Origin of the sequence: Brevibacillus humidisoli (assembly GCF_020923435.1) — a bacterium.
Taxonomy (GTDB): Bacteria; Bacillota; Bacilli; order Brevibacillales; family Brevibacillaceae; genus Brevibacillus_E; species Brevibacillus_E humidisoli.
This window is the reverse complement of sequence record NZ_CP087263.1, coordinates 80,327-97,108: the sequence shown is the minus strand read 5'-3', so window position 1 is coordinate 97,108 and position 16,782 is coordinate 80,327. Positions and strand designations below refer to the sequence as shown.

The window sequence follows — 16,782 nt, the reverse complement described above, 5'->3', positions numbered from 1 at the left end:
CTACTCCACGAACTCATACCTGGATTGCTCCTTGATAACACCATCATGTTGACGTAGCTGCGTTCAATCCGCATTCATCTGATTGAGCAGAGAAATCGTATCGCTCAGATGATTGTGGAACATTTTCTTGGCTACTGCCAGCAATTCGTAAATCGCAGGGTCTTTGACCGAGTATGCCACTTTGTTCCCCTCTTTCACGCCAACCACAATATTTTTTGCACGCAAAATAGCCAACTGCTGCGATACGATCGAACTCTCCACTTCCATATGAGCTTGCAGCTCATTGACATACTTGTCCCCATCCCGCAACAATTCGATAATCCGAATCCTCAGCGGGTGAGCCAGCGCTTTAAAAAAATCAGCTTTAAACTGCTGCAGTTCCAGATTCAATTCCTTTGCATCCTCCTTGAGCCTTATGGTTTGCCGATCGAAATGCCGAAAACCATTTCCATTCACGTTTGCGATTAGAAATATATGTAGCAATTTTACTATATTCCAACAATCAAATCATAACACTTTTTTACGATCTGATAAAGCTCAGCAGAACTCGGTGGGAATGGAACGCAAAGAGGCTGCCAAAAGTCGGGCAGCCAGTTACTTGCGATTTCATATTCATTCCCGGTATCAACGCCTAATCTATGTATCCACCCGCACCTGCTGATCCTGCTGCATCTCCACCACGGTCCCGCCTGTGATCTCCTGCAACTGCGCAAAACTGACCGGCAGCACCGAGTTGGCCGTCCCCGCCGCAGTGTACACCGTCGAAAACCGTTTCATCGATTCGTCCAGAAAGATCGGCACCTCTTGTGCCAGCGCAAACGGGCAAACCCCGCCGACGCGAAAACCGGTCACTTCCTCCACTTCCTGCGGCTTGGCCATCCGCGGTTTGCCACCCAGCAGTGCTTTGACCACTTTTGCACTCACCTTTACATCACCTGCCGCGACAAACAAGCCATACTGTTCTCCCGCACGAAACAGGATCGACTTGGCGATCTGCCCCGGTTCCACGCCCAGCACGCGTGCAGCGTCTTCCACCGTTTTGGTCTCTTCTGCAAACTCGATCGGCACGATCGACGGATCATGAGCTGCTACATAATCCCTCACCCGATTGATCGGCATCGTTCACTCACTCCTTCTCCACATGCATGGCAACTGTTATTCGACTAACGTATTCGGGATAGCATAAGAGAAATAGCAAAAAGGATAGCAATCAATGATGTCAGCTACCCGCTCTGTTCCACCTTGGCCTGTTCCCGTGCGGTGACGATCAGCGACGCACCGATCAGCACGATCGCCCCTCCCATCATCTGCAGCCAACTGAGCCGCTCCGCGAACAGCAGCGCGGAGAAGAGACTGGTCACCACCGGCTCAATCATGCTGAGCACAGATGCCCGCGTCGAACCGACCAGCGACAGTCCCCGAAAAAAGGTAAAAAAGGCGATCACCGTACAAACAACGGCTACTCCCAGCACGGCCCACCACGCGCTTGGCGCAAACGACAAGGCTAGCCCGCCTGTAGCCAAGCCGACCACAAACAGCGAACAGGTGGCAAACAGCGACACATAGCCGCTCACCACCAACGGCGGCAGATGCTGCACCGTCCGATTGCCCAGCACGATGTATAGGGCATAGCTAACAGCCGCTCCCAGCGCCAGCAGTACCCCGACGATCTCCACTTCGCCAAACGAGGTTCCCAATACCAACGCCAGTCCGCTCATCGAGATCAGAATCGAGGTAATCGTCTTGCCATTGATCGGCTCCCGATCGACCAGATAGGAGAGAATCGAGACGTAGATCGGAAAGGTATAGAGCAGCAGAGCAGCCAATGAAGCCGGGATATAAGCAACTGAAGAAAAGTACAGGATCGACTGCATCGTGTAAAAAAAACAGCCGAGCAGCAGCAGATGAATCAACTGCTGCGGTGTCAGCTTGAGGCGGCCCGACTTTTTGACAAACAGATAGGAAAAGAAAAGTACGCCTGCGATCAGAAAGCGGAGAAACAGCAGCGTCGCAACGCTGACCCCGCCCTCGTAGGCGTACAGTGCAAAGATGGGGATCATCGCAAAAGCTGCCGCCGAGATAAGCACAAAAAAACTGCCTGCGTAGAATGAACTCACGGTTGGTCTACCTTCCCTGTTGACTACCGGGGGTGGGAACACCATCGGCCTGTGTTTTGCCAGATGCTGCATGATTTTTCCCGTAGTCTTGTTTTTACCTGCCATTCTACTACACCTGCCGCAGCCTAGTCCAGCCCATCCGCACCACTCTACTTGACCAGCAAGCTCTCTTTTTGAAAGAAGCGTGCCGCCAGCCAAATCACCAGCACCACATAAACCAGCGAAGAAGCTACTACCAGCAGCGCGTGCAGCGGCTCGACCACGCCGTAAAACACTTCTTTAAAGATCGCCATCCCGTTAAATGCCGGCAGCAGATAGTAGATCAGCGGGATGTCCACCGGGTTGATCGGCATCAGCATGTAAGCTGGCACCATCGCCAGGAACACGACAGGGGTCATGTACGTCTGTGCTTCCTTAAACGACCTGGCCATCGTACTGATCGCCAACTCCAGTCCGGCAAAAAAGGCGGCCAGCAGGAGCAGCATCAGCAGCAGCAGGGCGATCGTCGCGGGCTGCAAAAAGCCGAGCGAGAAGTTTGCCTGCTCCATCCCCAGCGGGGAAAAGGCAAGCACAGTAGACAGGCTGATCAGGGAGGCCAGCGCACTGACGCCGCTCATCAGCATGACCGCAAACAGTTTGGCCGTCAACAGACTACTGGGTGAGACAGGGGAAGCGATCAACGCCTCCATGGTTCCGCGTTCTTTTTCTCCCGCCACCAGATCCGTGGCTGCCGGGATGCCGCCGGAAGCGAGGGAAAGCAGCAGCATCAGCGGAATGACCGACGCAAGCATACTGCCGGTGATCCGCTCGTCGGAAGCTACGCTTTCCACCGTCGTCTCGATTGGTTGGATCGTCTGCAGGGTCAATCCGACTCTCTCCAGTCGTTCCGCCACCACCTGCCGTTCATATTGGTCAATCGCCTCTTCCACCACATCCCGCGCGTAGGCCGACTTTTGATTGGACGGATCGTACCAGAGTTTCACCTGGGTCGTGTCACCGTCCGCCAATCGCTGCTCCAGATCATCCGGCACCTGGATGACAGCCCGAATCTCCCCCTGCTGGAGCGCAGCCAAAGGATCAGATTGCTGCACCAGACGGGTCCCCGGCTGCTGCAGCAACTGCTCGATCAGCGGGTGGTCGGCTGCCCCGCGCACGGCCAGAGGAATGTCTGACCGGGCCTCCTCTTCCACACTGCTCATCGAAGAGCCGATCAGCAGAAACAACAGCGGGATGACGACGATCGGGATCACAAATGCGCCGATCCAGGTCTTGCGGTCGCGCAACAGATCGATAAACTCCTTGCGAAACACCAGCCAGATCTGTTGTCTCTTCATCGCCTCTCTCCTCCCACTACCTGCATGAAGATCTCATCCAAATCATCGTTATGATAGTCCTGCTTCAATTCCGACACAGTCCCCGTAAAGCGGAGGCGCCCCCTCTGCATGATCACCACGCGGTCGCACAGTTTCTCTACCTCGCCCATGTTGTGGCTGGAAAAGAGAATTGTCTTGCCCGTCTGCCGCAGATCGGCAATCAAGTTGCGAAACACGCTGGCGGCGCTCACATCAAGACCAGTCGTCGGTTCGTCGAGCAGGATCACCTGCGGATCGTGGACGAGCGAGCGGGCAATCGCCACCTTTTGCTTCATGCCTCGTGAAAAGCCATTCACCCGGCGGTCGATATATTCCCCCATCTGCAGCGCCTGACTGAGATGATCGACTCGCTGCTCTAATGTCCGTTCGTCCATGCCGTACAAATGGCCAAAGTAACGAATATTTTCCCGCGCTGTCAATCTCCCGTACAAACCGACATCACCGCCGAACAACAGGCCGATTCGTTTGCGCACCTCCATCGGTTGGCTGCGAACGGAAAAGCCCTCCACTGCAATGTCGCCCGACGTGGGCGCGATCACGGTGGCCATTATCCGCATCGTGGTTGTTTTGCCTGCCCCGTTCTCTCCCAGCAGACCGAGCACTTCACCCGATTGTATCGAAAACGACAGATCGTGGACGGCGACAAACTCTCCAAACCGTTTTGTCACCTGGTTTACCTCTATCATGCAGTTGCCACTCCTTCCAGCCTTGTCGGATCTCCTTTTCAGTGATACGATGTTTCCCGTACATGGGTTTCAAAAAAGGTTTATCCATGGAGGTATGCTGCTTGTCATCACCATCATCTTCTTTGAAAGGCGTTGACTTCCTGCTTATTTTTGTCGCAATCACCTGGGGTGTAAACGCAACAGTTGTAAAGTTGTCGCTTGGATCCGGGTTTCTCACCTTGCCGTTCAATAGTGTCCGTTTCCTGCTGGCTTCTCTGATCAGCTGGATCCTGCTCCTGCTTGTGCAGCGGCAGCGCAGTTGGCGCTGGGCCGACATCCCCGGTCTGTTCGCCATGGGCATGCTGGGTCATACCCTGTACCAGTATCTATTTATTGAGGGCACCAATCTGACCACGGCCGGCAATACCGCTATCCTGCTGGCGACGATCCCGATCCATGTCGCCTGGGTCAGCATCCTGCTCAAAACGGAACGATCCCGGTGGTACATCTGGACCGGCCTTGTCTGCTCATTCATCGGGATTCTGCTGGTGTTCGCCTCCCAGTCAGGGGTTCAGTTCTTCTCGTCCAAACACTTCGTTGGCGATGTGCTGATCGTCTGCGGCGGATTGGTGATGGGCCTCTACACCGCACTCTCCAAAAAGTGGCTGGCAGGCTACACACCATTGGAGTTCTCTACCTATACGATGACGCTGGGCACGATCCCGCTGCTGTTCGTCTCAGCACCCAGTCTGATGAAGCAGGACTGGACAGCAATCACCGCTGTGGGCTGGGGCGGCCTGGTCTTCTCTGGCATGTTCGCCATCGCCATCTGCTACCTGATCTGGAACTGGGGACTGCAAAAAATCGGCAGTACCCGTACGGCAATGTACGGCAACCTGCCCCCTGTCTTTGCACTCCTGTCAGGCGCGATCTGGCTCGACGAAGCGGTGACCTTTGCGCAAATCACCGGAGCCTTGCTGATCATCGGCGGAGTCCTGGTAGCCCGCTTCGGCAGCCGCTTGCCGATGGGACCCAAAACCCCAAAAGCAGAGGCTGGGGCATAGGCCTAGCTAATCCACGGGCATAGTAGCTAATCCATCTGTAGGAAGCCACAAGCAAAAAAACGCACAGCGCTTGTCGCCATCGACACCATCGACATGCAGAAGCCGCAACCCAGATATTCATTGCAGATACTCATCAACACGATACGTTAGAAAAGCTCCACGTTCCCCCAAAAAAAGAGGGAGTTGTGGAGCTTTTAGATTACAGACAAGTTGCATGCAAGGAAATGATGCGCATGCAAGGACAAGATACGCACGCAAGGATAAAGAATGCCATGAAAAGAACTGTTGCGTACACAAGTAAAAGTCGCGAAGCGCATAGAGAAAAACAGGTGAGCGATAGCCTTGGCAGTGCCCACAGAGTCGGAGCGGAAACAAAGCGGCACACGCTTGGCGGCCAACTGCTCCCCTGAACTGCCTTCGCCCTTTGAGGGCTTTTGGCCGCCATGCCGTTTTGTTGGAGCGGAGACGGTCACCCCGGCTTCCCCGCAGGCACTGGCACGAGCGGAGCCCACCTGTTTTTCTCTTTGCGCCCCCACTCTCCCGGATAAAGCAAAGCACCGCCAGGCTGTTCCCCTGGCGGTTTGTCATTTATCCTCTCAGCGAAGAGCGCTCACCCCTGCTCAGCAGCAATCGCCGCCCACTCCTCGTCTGTAAAACAACGAGAACGCGTCAGAAAACGAATGCCCAACGGCCCTTCCAGCGAGAAACCGCTCCCCCTGCCAGGCACCACGTCAATGATCAACTGGGTATGCTTCCAGTACTCGTACTGAGTGGCCCCAATGTAAAAAGGACAACCACCGATCTCCCCCAGGTAGACGTCCTGCTGGCCTACCTGAAACTCGCCCTGCGGATAGCACATCGGCGCACTGCCATCGCAGCAGCCGCCCGACTGATGAAACATCAGCGGGCCGTGCGCAGCTTTCAATTTTTCGATGTAAGCGAGCGCCTCATCGGTCACAATCACTTTTCGCGTATCCATCTCGGATGTATCCTCTCCGCCCTTAGAAGAAGCCAAGTGCCTGGGGACTGTAGCTGACCAGCAGGTTCTTGGTCTGCTGGTAATGCTCCAGCATCATCTTGTGCGTCTCGCGTCCGATGCCGGACTGCTTGTAGCCGCCAAATGCGGCGTGCGCCGGATAGTCGTGGTAGCAGTTGACCCAGACGCGTCCTGCCTGGATGCCTCGTCCCATCCGGTAGGCAGTATTCATATCCCGGGTCCAGACACCTGCTCCCAGACCGTACAGGGTATCGTTGGCGATTTGCAGCGCATCGTCGAAATCACGGAAAGAGGTAACCGAGACGACTGGTCCAAATATCTCCTCCTGGAAGATGCGCATCTTGTTGTTCCCCGCGAAGATCGTTGGCGTGACGTAATACCCCTCGGCCAGGTCACCGGGCAGGACATTGCGCTCGCCGCCGATCAGCAGTTCTGCTCCCTCCTGCCGTCCGATGTCGATGTAGGACAAGATTTTCTCCAGCTGATCGTTGGAAGCCTGGGCGCCGATCATCGTCTCCGTATCCAGCGGGTTGCCCTGTTTGATCTGCTTGGTTCGCTCCACCGCCCGATCGAGGAAATCATGATAGAAGCTCTGTTGGATCAAGGCGCGGGATGGGCAGGTGCAGACCTCGCCCTGGTTGAGAGCAAACAGCGTAAACCCTTCCAATGCTTTGTCCGCAAACGCATCCTGCTGGGTAAAGACGTCCTCGAAGAAGATATTCGGAGACTTGCCGCCCAACTCCAAAGTTACCGGGATGATGTTTTCCGATGCGTACTGCATGATCAGCCGACCGGTCGTCGTTTCACCGGTAAAGGCTACTTTGGCTACCCGCTTGTTCGTCGCCAGCGGCTTTCCTGCTTCAATGCCAAACCCGTTGACCACGTTGACCACTCCGGGCGGCAGCAGATCGCCGATCAGCTCCATCAGCAGCATGATGCTGGCCGGGGTTTGTTCCGCCGGTTTCAGCACGACGCAGTTGCCCGCGGCTAGGGCAGGCGCCAGCTTCCATGTGGCCATCAGCAGCGGGAAGTTCCAGGGGATGATCTGACCCACGACACCCAACGGCTCATGGTAGTGGTAGGCCACAGTATCGTGCGTGATCTCGCTGATGCTCCCCTCCTGCGCACGGATGACACCGGCGAAATAACGGAAGTGATCGACGGCAAGCGGGATGTCGGCGGCCAGGCTTTCCCGGATCGGTTTGCCGTTGTCCCATGTCTCGGCCACCGCCAGCATCTCCAGGTTTTCCTCGATCCGGTCGGCTATCTTGTTCAGGATAGCGGCACGCTCTGCCGGTGATGTTTTTCCCCAAGCCTCTTTCGCCGCATGGGCGGCGTCCAGCGCCTTTTCGATGTCCTCCGCTGTAGAGCGGGCCACTTCGCAAAATACCTTGCCGTTTACCGGAGAAACGTTCTCGAAGTACTCCCCTTTGACCGGTGGTACCCACTCACCTCCGATATAGTTCTCGTAGCGGCTGCGATATGCGACCTTGCTGCCAGGTTGCCCGGGCTGTTCGTAGATCATCAGACATCCTCCTCTGTTTGCGATTTTCTTCGTTTTAATCCATCGTCAACACGACTCGACCGTTTATCTGGCCCTGTTCCATCCGCTGGAACACCTCGTTGATGTTGTCCAATGGCTGTGTTTCGATCATCGCCTTCACTTTCCCTCGTGCCGCAAAATCAAGTGCTTCCTGCATATCTTTTCTGGTCCCCACGATGGAGCCTTTGACAGCGACGCCATTGAGAACGGTGTCAAAAATCGGGATCGGCAATTCGTCGTTTGGCAGTCCGACCACGACCAGTGTTCCGCCGCGCCGTACGGAACGATACGCTTGCTCAAACGCCTTTTTGGTCACAGCGACACTGACGGCAGCATGAGCACCGCCTGTCTGCTTGACGATTTCCTGCACCGGATCAGTGGCTGCCCCGTTCACGGTCAGGTCTGCCCCCAGCTCTTTGGCCAACTTCAGCTTTTCCTCATGAATATCGACAGCGATGACGTGATAGCCCATCGCCTTGGCATACTGCAGCGCCAGGTGTCCCAGCCCGCCAATCCCGTAGATGGCGACCCATTCTCCTGCCGCCAGCTCGGCCAACTTCAGCGCTTTGTAGGTCGTCACGCCGGCGCACAGAATCGGGGCTGCATCCACATCACTCAGTCCGTCGGGAATCCGGGCCACATAAGCAGCCGGTGCCTTGCAGTATTGGGCATATCCGCCGTCAACAGAGTATCCGCCGTTCTCTTGACGTTGGCACAAGGTCTCCCATCCGGTCAGACAGTAATCGCATTCGCCGCAAGCCGAATACAACCAGGGAATCCCCACGCGGTCCCCAACCTGTAGCGATGTCACACCTTGGCCCACCTTTTCCACGACTCCCACGCCTTCGTGACCGGGGATCAGCGGCAGCTTTGGCTTGACCGGCCAATCTCCGTGTGCAGCGTGGAGATCGGTATGGCATACTCCGCAGGCTTTGATGCGCACCAGCACTTCTCCGTACCCGATCTCGGGAACGGGTACATCCTTGACTTCCAGTTTTTCATGAAAACGATTCACAACAGCAGCTTTCATACACATGCTCCTCCTTAATAAAGATGATGTGGCCACTCGCTGTGATCATTTTTGCAATATACATACCAATTACAATTGTGCGAAAATAATGATAGCGCTTTCTTCATCGGGACATTTTTACGGCCATGCGGCCAAATATTCGGCTCGTCGGCCAAAATTTTGTCCTTTGGAATCGCCCATCGCCTGTATTACAATCTTTCAAAAAAAGGGTGAGCATATGAAAGTTTCCAAGTTCATGGCCCCGGAAATCATCTTTGGCGATCAGTCGATCAGCCAAGTCGGAGAGTGTCTGGGCAGGCTGGGAGCAAAAAAGGTGTTTCTAGTCAGCGATCCCGGCGTGGTCGCTGCCGGTTGGGTGGAGCAGGTGATCCATTACCTGCGGCTGAGCCATCTCGACTACCATCTGTGGACCGATGTCACCCCCAATCCTAAAGATTTCGAAGTTCACTCTGGCCTTGCTGAATACCTTGTCCATGAGTGTAATGCGATCGTCGGAGTTGGCGGCGGCAGTGTGCTGGATGCAGCCAAAGCAATCGCCCTGCTGGCGACAAATGGGGGCAGCATCCTGGAGTATGAGGGAGTAGACAAAATATCCCATCCACTTCCACCGATGGTGATGATCCCGACTACCGCCGGCTCAGGCTCCGAAGTATCGCAGTTCTCGATTATTGTATATTCAGAACGCAAGGCAAAAATAACCATAATATCAAAATCGCTAATCCCTGATATTGCCATTATTGATCCGCAAACCTTGATGACCAAAGACAGGCGGTTAACCTCCAACACCGGCATAGATGCGTTAAGCCATGCGATCGAATCGTACATCTCGCTGGCTGCCACTCCGCTGACAGAAGTGCTGTCCCTACAGGCGATGCGGCTGATCGCTCAGCATCTACGCCCGTCAGCGGCCAGCCAGTACAACATGGAGGCAAAGCGGGCGATGGCCATGGCCAGTTTGCAGGCAGGGCTGGCCTTCTCCAACGCGATCCTGGGGGCGGTACATGCGATGTCGCACCAGATCGGCGGGCTGATCGATGCCCCGCACGGCGAGATCAACGCGATCCTGCTGCCGTATCTATTGGAGTTCAACTATCTGGCCGCTCCCGAGAAATACAAAAACATGGCAGAGGCGCTGGGAGAAAACGTATCCGGACGAAGTCTGCACGATGCCTCCCGCCTGGCGATGAAGGCGGTCAAAGAACTGGCTTCCGACCTCGATATTCCCGTCAGGCTGTCCGCATTGGGACTGTGTGAAGAACAGATCGAGCTGATCAGCCGCCATTCGATCAACGACGTCTGTATGGCCACCAATCCCCGCGACATGAGTGTAGACGATGTCAGGGAACTGTTTCTCAAAGCACTGTAGGAGGGAACCGACTTGCATCCCAAACAGGAACTGTTGGAAAAGTTGACAGGCATTCGCTCCTCCCGCAAAAGCTACTACAAAGAACTAAACTACGTAGTGGAAGAAATGAAGAAAAAGAACAAGCAGTTGGAGATTATCAATCAACTGACGAAGATCCGGATCAACGCCGACTGGGCCGACGTCAGTGCTTATTTGGCCGAACAGCTCAATCAACTGCTCTCGTTTGACGTATTCGTCCTCACCCTGATGGAAGGCGGCAGCCTAGCTTTATTTGCTTCCCAGCGACAGCAGCAGTCTTGGACGCATGTCCCCATCACCGTCCCATCCAATCGGGAAGCACCCTCATCCGTAGAGGAACTGCATGACATCCTGCAGCCTGCTTACCTCGATTGGCATATGGTCTCTGTCCCGCTGCAAAGCCGTTTGCAGCGCAGCTTCGGTTTTCTCACCCTGCTGCAGGCAACCCGACCACAGCAGGAGGACGAGGAGCAGCTCATCCTGTTTCGTCAAATCGCCGAGCACATCGAGGTGTCAGTGGAAAACATTCTGCTATTTAAAGATGTGAGCAAAAAAGTAGGAATTGAAGCCCAACTGGTCCAGTCCGCCAAAATGGCTGCCATCGGGGAGATGGCGGCAGGTGTCGCCCATGAGCTGAACAGCCCGCTGACCGCGATTCTGGGCAACGCTCAGCTATTGCTGCGTCAGTTGCCGTCCGATCCCCTGCAGCAGATGACAAAAGATATCTATCAATGCGGCGTACGCTGCAAAAAGATCATTCAAAATCTGCTAACCTTTTCCCGCCAGGAGGAGTACCACTTTGAATGTTTGTCCGTCAACGAGCTGATTGAAGACGTCCTGGTTCTGATCGGCTACCAACTGAAGGTCTCAGGCATCTCCATCTCCAAACAACTGTCAGCTGAACCACTCTTGTTCCAGGGCAGCCGGCATCAGATTGAACAGATCTTGATCAACCTGCTGCTCAACGCCCGTGACGCGCTGCAGGACGTACCCAATCCCGTCATCACCATCTCATCATTTTGCCATGTGACAGCCGATCGATCCTATGTCGGGGTATCAGTGCACGATAACGGCGTAGGCATTGAACAAGAGTCCCTTTCGCAGATCTTTCAGCCCTTTTATACGACCAAGGCAGCGAGGAAAGGTACCGGATTGGGTCTGTCCGTTAGTCTGGGGATCGCTGAATCGCATGGAGGAATGGTAACGGTTGAAAGCGAAGCAGGAGCGTACAGCACCTTTACCCTGCTTTTGCCAAACTACGCAAACGAGGAGAATGCGAGTGAATAAACTGAACGTACTCGTCGTCGATGACGAAGTAGAAGTCACATCGTTTTTTCCTATTTTTTGCAGGCCAAAAACTGTGAGGTAACGGTATCCCACTCCGGACGGGACGTCTACCGGCTGCTGGAGACGCGCCCATTCCCGTATCATCTGGCCTTGATCGATTTGAAACTGCCCGATGCGAATGGATTGGACTTGCTGCCAGCGATCAAAGCGGCATGTCCTGCCTGTGAGGTCATCGTCATGACCGGCTACAGTACGATCAAGTCTGCCGTCACAGCAATCCAGTCGGGCGCTCGGGATTATCTGGAAAAGCCGTTTGACAATCTGGACGACTTGGAACAAGCGATCTTTTCCGTCTTGGATCACTCCCATCCCCAGCATGACCTGATCACCCGACAAGCTGTCAGCTACGGCATGATCTATGCTGATGACAGTCCGATGGCCACCGTGATGTCCGTTGCCGACAAACTGGCCAAAAAAGCGATCAATGTCCTGATCGAAGGAGAGACGGGCACAGGCAAAGAACTGATGGCCCGCTTTTTGCACGGCGCCAGCTTGCGTGCCCAAGCGCCGTTTATTGCGATGAATTGCGCTGCCATACCGGAGACCCTGTTGGAAAGCGAATTGTTCGGACATGAAAAAGGAGCATTTACGGGCGCGATCAAGGGTCGCAAAGGATTTTTTGAGTTGGCCGATTCAGGAACGCTTTTTCTCGACGAGATTGGAGAAGCGCCGGCGACGATTCAAGCCAAGCTGCTTCGCGTCATGGAGACAGGAGAGTTTATGCGGATCGGCGGTGAACAGACACTGAAAGGCAACATCCGGTTTATCTCCGCGACCAATCGCAATCTGGAGAGGGAAGTAGAGCTAGGGCGGTTCCGGGCTGATCTGTTGTATCGGCTGGAGGGCGTCAAGCTGACTATCCCCGCTTTGCGGAAAAGACCGGGTGACATTCCGCTCATCGTCAACCACTATCTGCAGAAAAAATCAAACGATGCTTGCCGGATCGACCCGGCAGCGGTACAGGTGCTGCAGCAATACGACTGGCCCGGCAACGTAAGGCAGCTGCTCAATGTGGTAAACCAGGCGATGGCGCTCCACGACTCGCCGGTGCTGCGGGTCGAGCACCTCCCCGCACAGCTTTTGCAGGAGAGAAGGGACGCCTCACCTGCCCCGTCAATGGAGTGCCCGCCAGATGCTTTTGAATGCTTTGTTGAGCAGGAAGCTGCCAGGTTTGTCCATACGGTCACGGCGCGCATCGGCTCTGTGGACCAGATCGATTTCCCTCGGCTGCTGGAACGAATCAGGCGATTGGAAGGGGAAGTGGGCCGTCGAGTGATCCGACAGGGGCTCGCAGAGACTGATGGGGATCGTGCTCTGCTGAGCGACAAGTTGGGGATTTCCAAACGCACGCTGCGTTATATCCTCAATGAAAAAGAATAGAGCCAAGCAGTGAGTGCCGATCTGCACAGTCGTTGCCATAGTCGTTACTGTGATGATGACGACATCTGTCGGACGAACCTGATGATTCCTGTTCCAGCAGCAGGATCGAGAGACTATGAGACGAATTGATGTAGAGGACTTGATATCGCCAAAAGGAGGTCGCTTCATTGTCACACACCATACAAGAAAGAAAGAGCAGCAGGCAATCCTTCCTCTTCGTCGGAACACCTGCTACCACCACAAATGAGGCTGAAATGAAAGGGGAAGGAGTAATCCCGGCACAATGGCAGCGTTTCTATCAGGAACACATACTCGACCAAATCCCTCATAAAAAAGACGCCACAATCCTGGCTGTCTACACGGACTACGAATCGGACGAAACGGGCTCTTATACGTTTGCTTTAGGGACTGAGGTGACGGCAGTTGACCATATTGCGAACGGCATGAAAAGCTACTCCATACCAGAATCGAATTACGTGGTCTTTACGACAAGAATAGGACCTGTTCAAGAGATTGTGGTGGAAGCTTGGCAGCATATCTGGGAATGGTCAAAAACGAATAAAAGAGCATTCGCCACAGATTTTGAAGTATATGACGAGCGGTGTGCCGATCCTCAAAACAGTCAAGTTGACATTTATATCTCTGTGTTATAGAGCTTTGGCAAGGATCTGCCGATAAAAAAAGACCGCTGTCGACACCAATCGCGTGCCTGACAGCGGTCAACCCGGCCAACTCTTCCTTTTTTCTATGCCTGCAGGACTTGCTTGATTACATCTTGCATCCAATCACTCACATGGGGGTGCGGCAGGTAAGTCTTGCCGCTGTAGGTGTACGGCAACCCCTCCAGACGTGACGGGATAACTTGTTGGGTGAAATACCCCTCGCTGAGAAAAAGCGGTACGATCAACGCGCGGTTTTTACGTGTGACCGCACGGGCCCGCTTGTGCAGATTGTCGGGATGAAGGGTGCCATAAGTCGCTCCTTTGAATCCGCCGCGCTCGCGGACAGCCACTGCCAACCGCTGCAGGAGCCGTTCCCAGCGGAGGTGGTTTGTCCCTTCGTCTGCCCCGTGACCAACCAGCATCACCACTTCCGAAGCTGGATCAGCGGAGAGCTCCTTGGCCCGCTCCAGTACGATCTCTTCGATCAACGGATGGTCATCCATCGGTGGACAGTAGACAATCTCCGCATCCGTCTCGATACGCTCCCAATCTTCTTCCGGCTCAGCCAGCTGCAGGGCGCCCAGCATATAGCCAATCTCATCGATATGGGTGCTGCCTGAGGCCACGAATAGCGGCACAGCGATGATCCGCTCTACCCCTTCCCGCTCCAGTTGACGGATGCCGTCTTCAATCAGACGTCCCTCCACCAGTTCCAGAAAACAGGCCACAACCGGAACCGGCAGATCAAGCTGATCGACCGCGTGATCTACCAGTTGTACCCAAGAGGCGCTGCTTGAACCGTGTCCTATGATCAGCACTCCGCTTTTCTTCTTCATCTACGCACTCACCCCTGATCCAGATCGGTCTTATTTATAATAATTATAATCTATATGGAGGCAAAACACTGTGTACGTTTTGTGGACATTCTCTCTCTAGTCTGTGCAAAAAATGGAAAAACCCTTGCGCATTATTTACGCAAGGGCGAGATGTCCGTACTTCGCACGAAACGGTTCAAGAGAAAACCCTTCGAATAAAGCCATAAACGCGTCCGCATCGTTAAAATAATGGCGTGATTCCTTCGGAGCCGGGTGCTTTTCCAAAAAGAGGACGGCAGCCAGTTTGTTTACCGCAACCCCTGCTTGCTCCTCATCATATATCCCTCTCTCAGCCAACAGTCTGGCAAAGTAGCGGACGTAGGTGACGGTCAGCGTCTTGGTCTGCCCCCCATCCTCGTAAGTTGCGATCGATCGGTCAAACGTGTCCGACGGCGACCCGCCTTTGCCGGGCGGCACGCTCTCTCCTGTGACAGACAGGATCTTCATCTCTTTCCAATCCCCCTCCAACAGTCTCTGCTTCCATTATAGGCCAAGGGAAGGGAATCGACAAATGTCCGCTTAGCTGTTGTGGTGATCGGAATTCCGCAGAGATTGCTGCAAACTCAGTTCATTGTAGACCCGCTGTGAGGTGCTCAACTGCTGCTGCGGTTCTTCTGTAAAGTCTGTTCGCCATTTCTTCCTCTTTGCCGCAAAATCGTAGAGAAAGCCGAGCAAAAACAATCCGCCGATGACCAACACCAGAACCAACCAGAACGGCATGGCGTCCCTCCTTTAACGAATTGCTGCTTTTAGCATATCGTTTTTCCGCTGCGTCCGCCAGTGTCGACCGCGTAATGGCAGACAGTCGGCGGACTCTAGGCAAAAGGTCGCCGGGAAGTATCGCTTATCCGGAAGGAGCGACTGGAGGAAAAGCGATACTCTGCTTATTCTCTACTGGGCGTATTCGCCATTGTAGCTTACGAGCGCGACATCCCTGACCCCTTCGATGCTGGAGATCTCGTTGACAAAGGCTGTGTTGTCGTCGCGTATGCGCATCTCCACCGTTAGTTCGGTCACGCCTTTGCGAATCGTCTTCGACTTTAACACAGCGTTGATCTTGCGCACTTGCCGTTTTACTTCTTCCTCCGCCATATCCTCGTAATGGAGGATCAGCAGGTATGGTGCAGTCTTGTCCCGCCGACGGGAAAGCCACCAGATCGTAGCGCCGACAACCAGTGAGCCGATGATCGCAATCGGGTAAATCTTCGCCCCCACCGCGATCCCTGCCGATATGGACCAAAACATGTAGACGATATCCATCGGATCTTTGACCGCTGTCCGGAAACGCACGATACTGAGGGCGCCGACCATCCCCAGCGACAGCACGATGTTGGTGCTGATCGTCATGATGATTAGTGCGGTGATAATCGTCATCAAGACAAACGTGATATTGTAATTGTGGCTATAGACGACGCCGCGAAAACAAACCCGATAGACATAATAGATAAACATGCCGATCAGAAACGAAATCAGCAGTCCTAACAGCGTATCGAGCAGCGATATCGTCTGAAACGACTCTAGGTTTAACACACTTTTCTTAAAGATATCCTGAAAATTGATCAGTCCGTCCATGATCCACCTCTTCCTGACCTGTGCGGCGGTATGCCCGCCGCCACCTGCCATCTAATAGCTGTATACTTTTTGCCTTTCCTTGCAGAGGACGTATTTGGAGATCGTCGAGCGGTTATGGGCTGACAATTGGAGCAGGGCCCGAATGTTGCTCGGGATAAAACGATCATACTTGACCTCCAGGATGGTGCGCGGTCCTTCGATCACGTCCCACACCGGCAGTTCGGGGTCGAACAGATCAACGGCGTGAAACGCTGCCGCCAGACCCTTGTCCAACGTGATACGGGAATTGGTCAACTCGTCCACGTACGCTTCCCGAGTGTAGTCAACAATCACCGAAGGACGCATCACTTCGTGCTTCAAGTCACGGTAGAAATCGCTCATCAAGGGATGTCCGCTGCTGCCCAACCAGTCGATTTCGCCGTTCAACAGACGCTCCACCTGCTCGCGGGTCAGATCCGCCGACTCTTTCATCACGTATTCATTCCATTTGCTTTTCCGTTCCAGCTTGATCACCCGATCGCTCACGTTGTAGATGCGGATGCGATACTTTTTTCGCTGGAACACTCCATTGATCTTGTCGTAGAGGGCACTTTCGTGCATGTTGTCAAAATAGAGACTGCGGATGTGATACCCCTCAGCGCTGACCGAATGGGAATCGAGCGGCAGGAGATGCCGCACGCGGTCACGCAGCCCCGCCACTTCATGCCGGTGCAGATAATACTTTAGCTCATGACGCAGTTTTTTTCCGAACTTTTGCATATCGCCAGACTCCC

Annotated in this window: 19 protein-coding genes; 6 read left to right on the top strand and 13 right to left on the bottom strand. The window is 54.3% G+C overall.

Annotated elements, in window-relative coordinates:
• Window positions 1-63: 63 nt before the first annotated feature.
• The 5 genes from LOK74_RS00450 to LOK74_RS00430 form a co-directional block, all read right to left on the bottom strand.
• Window positions 64-390: an ArsR/SmtB family transcription factor gene (locus LOK74_RS00450; RefSeq protein ID WP_230044573.1), complete on the bottom strand. Its 327-nt coding sequence runs from the start codon at window positions 388-390 to the stop codon at window positions 64-66.
• Between the two features lie 246 nt (window positions 391-636).
• On the bottom strand, window positions 637-1,119 hold the full coding sequence (locus LOK74_RS00445) for a YbaK/EbsC family protein (RefSeq protein WP_230044572.1): 483 nt from the start codon (window positions 1,117-1,119) through the stop codon (window positions 637-639).
• A 104-nt stretch (window positions 1,120-1,223) separates the two neighbouring features.
• The gene (locus tag LOK74_RS00440; protein WP_230044571.1) at window positions 1,224-2,117 is read right to left on the bottom strand and encodes a DMT family transporter; all 894 of its coding nucleotides are present in this window, start codon (window positions 2,115-2,117) and stop codon (window positions 1,224-1,226) included.
• Window positions 2,118-2,266: 149 nt separating this feature from the next.
• Entirely contained in the window at window positions 2,267-3,451 is a 1,185-nt protein-coding gene (locus LOK74_RS00435; RefSeq protein ID WP_230044570.1) for an ABC transporter permease, read from the bottom strand.
• A complete protein-coding gene (locus tag LOK74_RS00430) occupies window positions 3,448-4,176 on the bottom strand; it encodes an ABC transporter ATP-binding protein (RefSeq protein WP_230044569.1) in 729 nt (242 codons plus the stop codon). Before LOK74_RS00430 ends, LOK74_RS00435 begins: the two co-directional genes overlap by 4 nt.
• Window positions 4,177-4,277: 101 nt before the next feature.
• Between LOK74_RS00430 and LOK74_RS00425 the strand changes: the two genes are divergently transcribed.
• Together LOK74_RS00425 and LOK74_RS00420 are read left to right on the top strand one after the other, a co-directional pair.
• Window positions 4,278-5,219 (top strand): DMT family transporter, encoded by a 942-nt coding sequence (locus tag LOK74_RS00425; RefSeq protein WP_230044568.1) that lies wholly within the window; start codon window positions 4,278-4,280, stop codon window positions 5,217-5,219.
• A gap of 342 nt (window positions 5,220-5,561) precedes the next feature.
• Entirely contained in the window at window positions 5,562-5,873 is a 312-nt protein-coding gene (locus LOK74_RS00420) for a hypothetical protein (protein ID WP_230044567.1), read from the top strand.
• Here the strand turns inward: LOK74_RS00420 and LOK74_RS00415 are convergent.
• From LOK74_RS00415 to adhP, 3 genes are read right to left on the bottom strand one after another with little or no spacing between them, the layout of a single operon-like run.
• Window positions 5,830-6,198, bottom strand: coding sequence for a DUF779 domain-containing protein (locus LOK74_RS00415; protein WP_230044566.1), 369 nt, complete (start codon window positions 6,196-6,198; stop codon window positions 5,830-5,832). The two genes, LOK74_RS00420 and LOK74_RS00415, sit on opposite strands and share 44 nt — an antisense overlap.
• A gap of 22 nt (window positions 6,199-6,220) precedes the next feature.
• Complete coding sequence (gene adh / locus LOK74_RS00410; protein ID WP_230044565.1) at window positions 6,221-7,741, bottom strand: aldehyde dehydrogenase; 1,521 nt, start codon at window positions 7,739-7,741, stop codon at window positions 6,221-6,223.
• 34 nt (window positions 7,742-7,775) lie between these two features.
• Window positions 7,776-8,789 (bottom strand): alcohol dehydrogenase AdhP, encoded by a 1,014-nt coding sequence (gene adhP, locus LOK74_RS00405; protein ID WP_230044564.1) that lies wholly within the window; start codon window positions 8,787-8,789, stop codon window positions 7,776-7,778.
• A gap of 217 nt (window positions 8,790-9,006) precedes the next feature.
• Between adhP and LOK74_RS00400 the strand changes: the two genes are divergently transcribed.
• The 4 genes from LOK74_RS00400 to LOK74_RS00385 all read left to right on the top strand — a co-directional run bounded on the left by LOK74_RS00400 (window position 9,007) and on the right by LOK74_RS00385 (window position 13,553).
• Window positions 9,007-10,155 carry an iron-containing alcohol dehydrogenase gene (locus LOK74_RS00400; protein ID WP_230044563.1) on the top strand — a complete coding sequence of 383 codons (1,149 nt, stop codon included), beginning with the start codon at window positions 9,007-9,009 and terminating at the stop codon, window positions 10,153-10,155.
• 12 nt (window positions 10,156-10,167) lie between these two features.
• Window positions 10,168-11,460, top strand: coding sequence for a sensor histidine kinase (locus LOK74_RS00395; RefSeq protein WP_230044562.1), 1,293 nt, complete (start codon window positions 10,168-10,170; stop codon window positions 11,458-11,460).
• A 57-nt stretch (window positions 11,461-11,517) separates the two neighbouring features.
• Window positions 11,518-12,900: a sigma-54-dependent transcriptional regulator gene (locus LOK74_RS00390; RefSeq protein ID WP_230044561.1), complete on the top strand. Its 1,383-nt coding sequence runs from the start codon at window positions 11,518-11,520 to the stop codon at window positions 12,898-12,900.
• Window positions 12,901-13,067: 167 nt separating this feature from the next.
• Window positions 13,068-13,553 (top strand): GyrI-like domain-containing protein, encoded by a 486-nt coding sequence (locus LOK74_RS00385; protein WP_255679485.1) that lies wholly within the window; start codon window positions 13,068-13,070, stop codon window positions 13,551-13,553.
• Window positions 13,554-13,645: 92 nt separating this feature from the next.
• On the opposite strand, the gene LOK74_RS00380 is transcribed toward LOK74_RS00385, so the two are convergent.
• The 5 genes from LOK74_RS00380 to LOK74_RS00360 form a co-directional block, all read right to left on the bottom strand.
• A complete protein-coding gene (locus LOK74_RS00380; protein WP_230044560.1) occupies window positions 13,646-14,398 on the bottom strand; it encodes a sirohydrochlorin chelatase in 753 nt (250 codons plus the stop codon).
• A 135-nt stretch (window positions 14,399-14,533) separates the two neighbouring features.
• Entirely contained in the window at window positions 14,534-14,884 is a 351-nt protein-coding gene (locus LOK74_RS00375) for a hypothetical protein (protein ID WP_230044559.1), read from the bottom strand.
• Between the two features lie 72 nt (window positions 14,885-14,956).
• Complete coding sequence (locus LOK74_RS00370) at window positions 14,957-15,157, bottom strand: hypothetical protein (protein ID WP_230044558.1); 201 nt, start codon at window positions 15,155-15,157, stop codon at window positions 14,957-14,959.
• Between the two features lie 171 nt (window positions 15,158-15,328).
• Window positions 15,329-16,009, bottom strand: coding sequence for a DUF4956 domain-containing protein (locus LOK74_RS00365; RefSeq protein ID WP_230044557.1), 681 nt, complete (start codon window positions 16,007-16,009; stop codon window positions 15,329-15,331).
• A 51-nt stretch (window positions 16,010-16,060) separates the two neighbouring features.
• On the bottom strand, window positions 16,061-16,768 hold the full coding sequence (locus LOK74_RS00360; protein ID WP_230044556.1) for a polyphosphate polymerase domain-containing protein: 708 nt from the start codon (window positions 16,766-16,768) through the stop codon (window positions 16,061-16,063).
• Window positions 16,769-16,782: the final 14 nt, after the last annotated feature.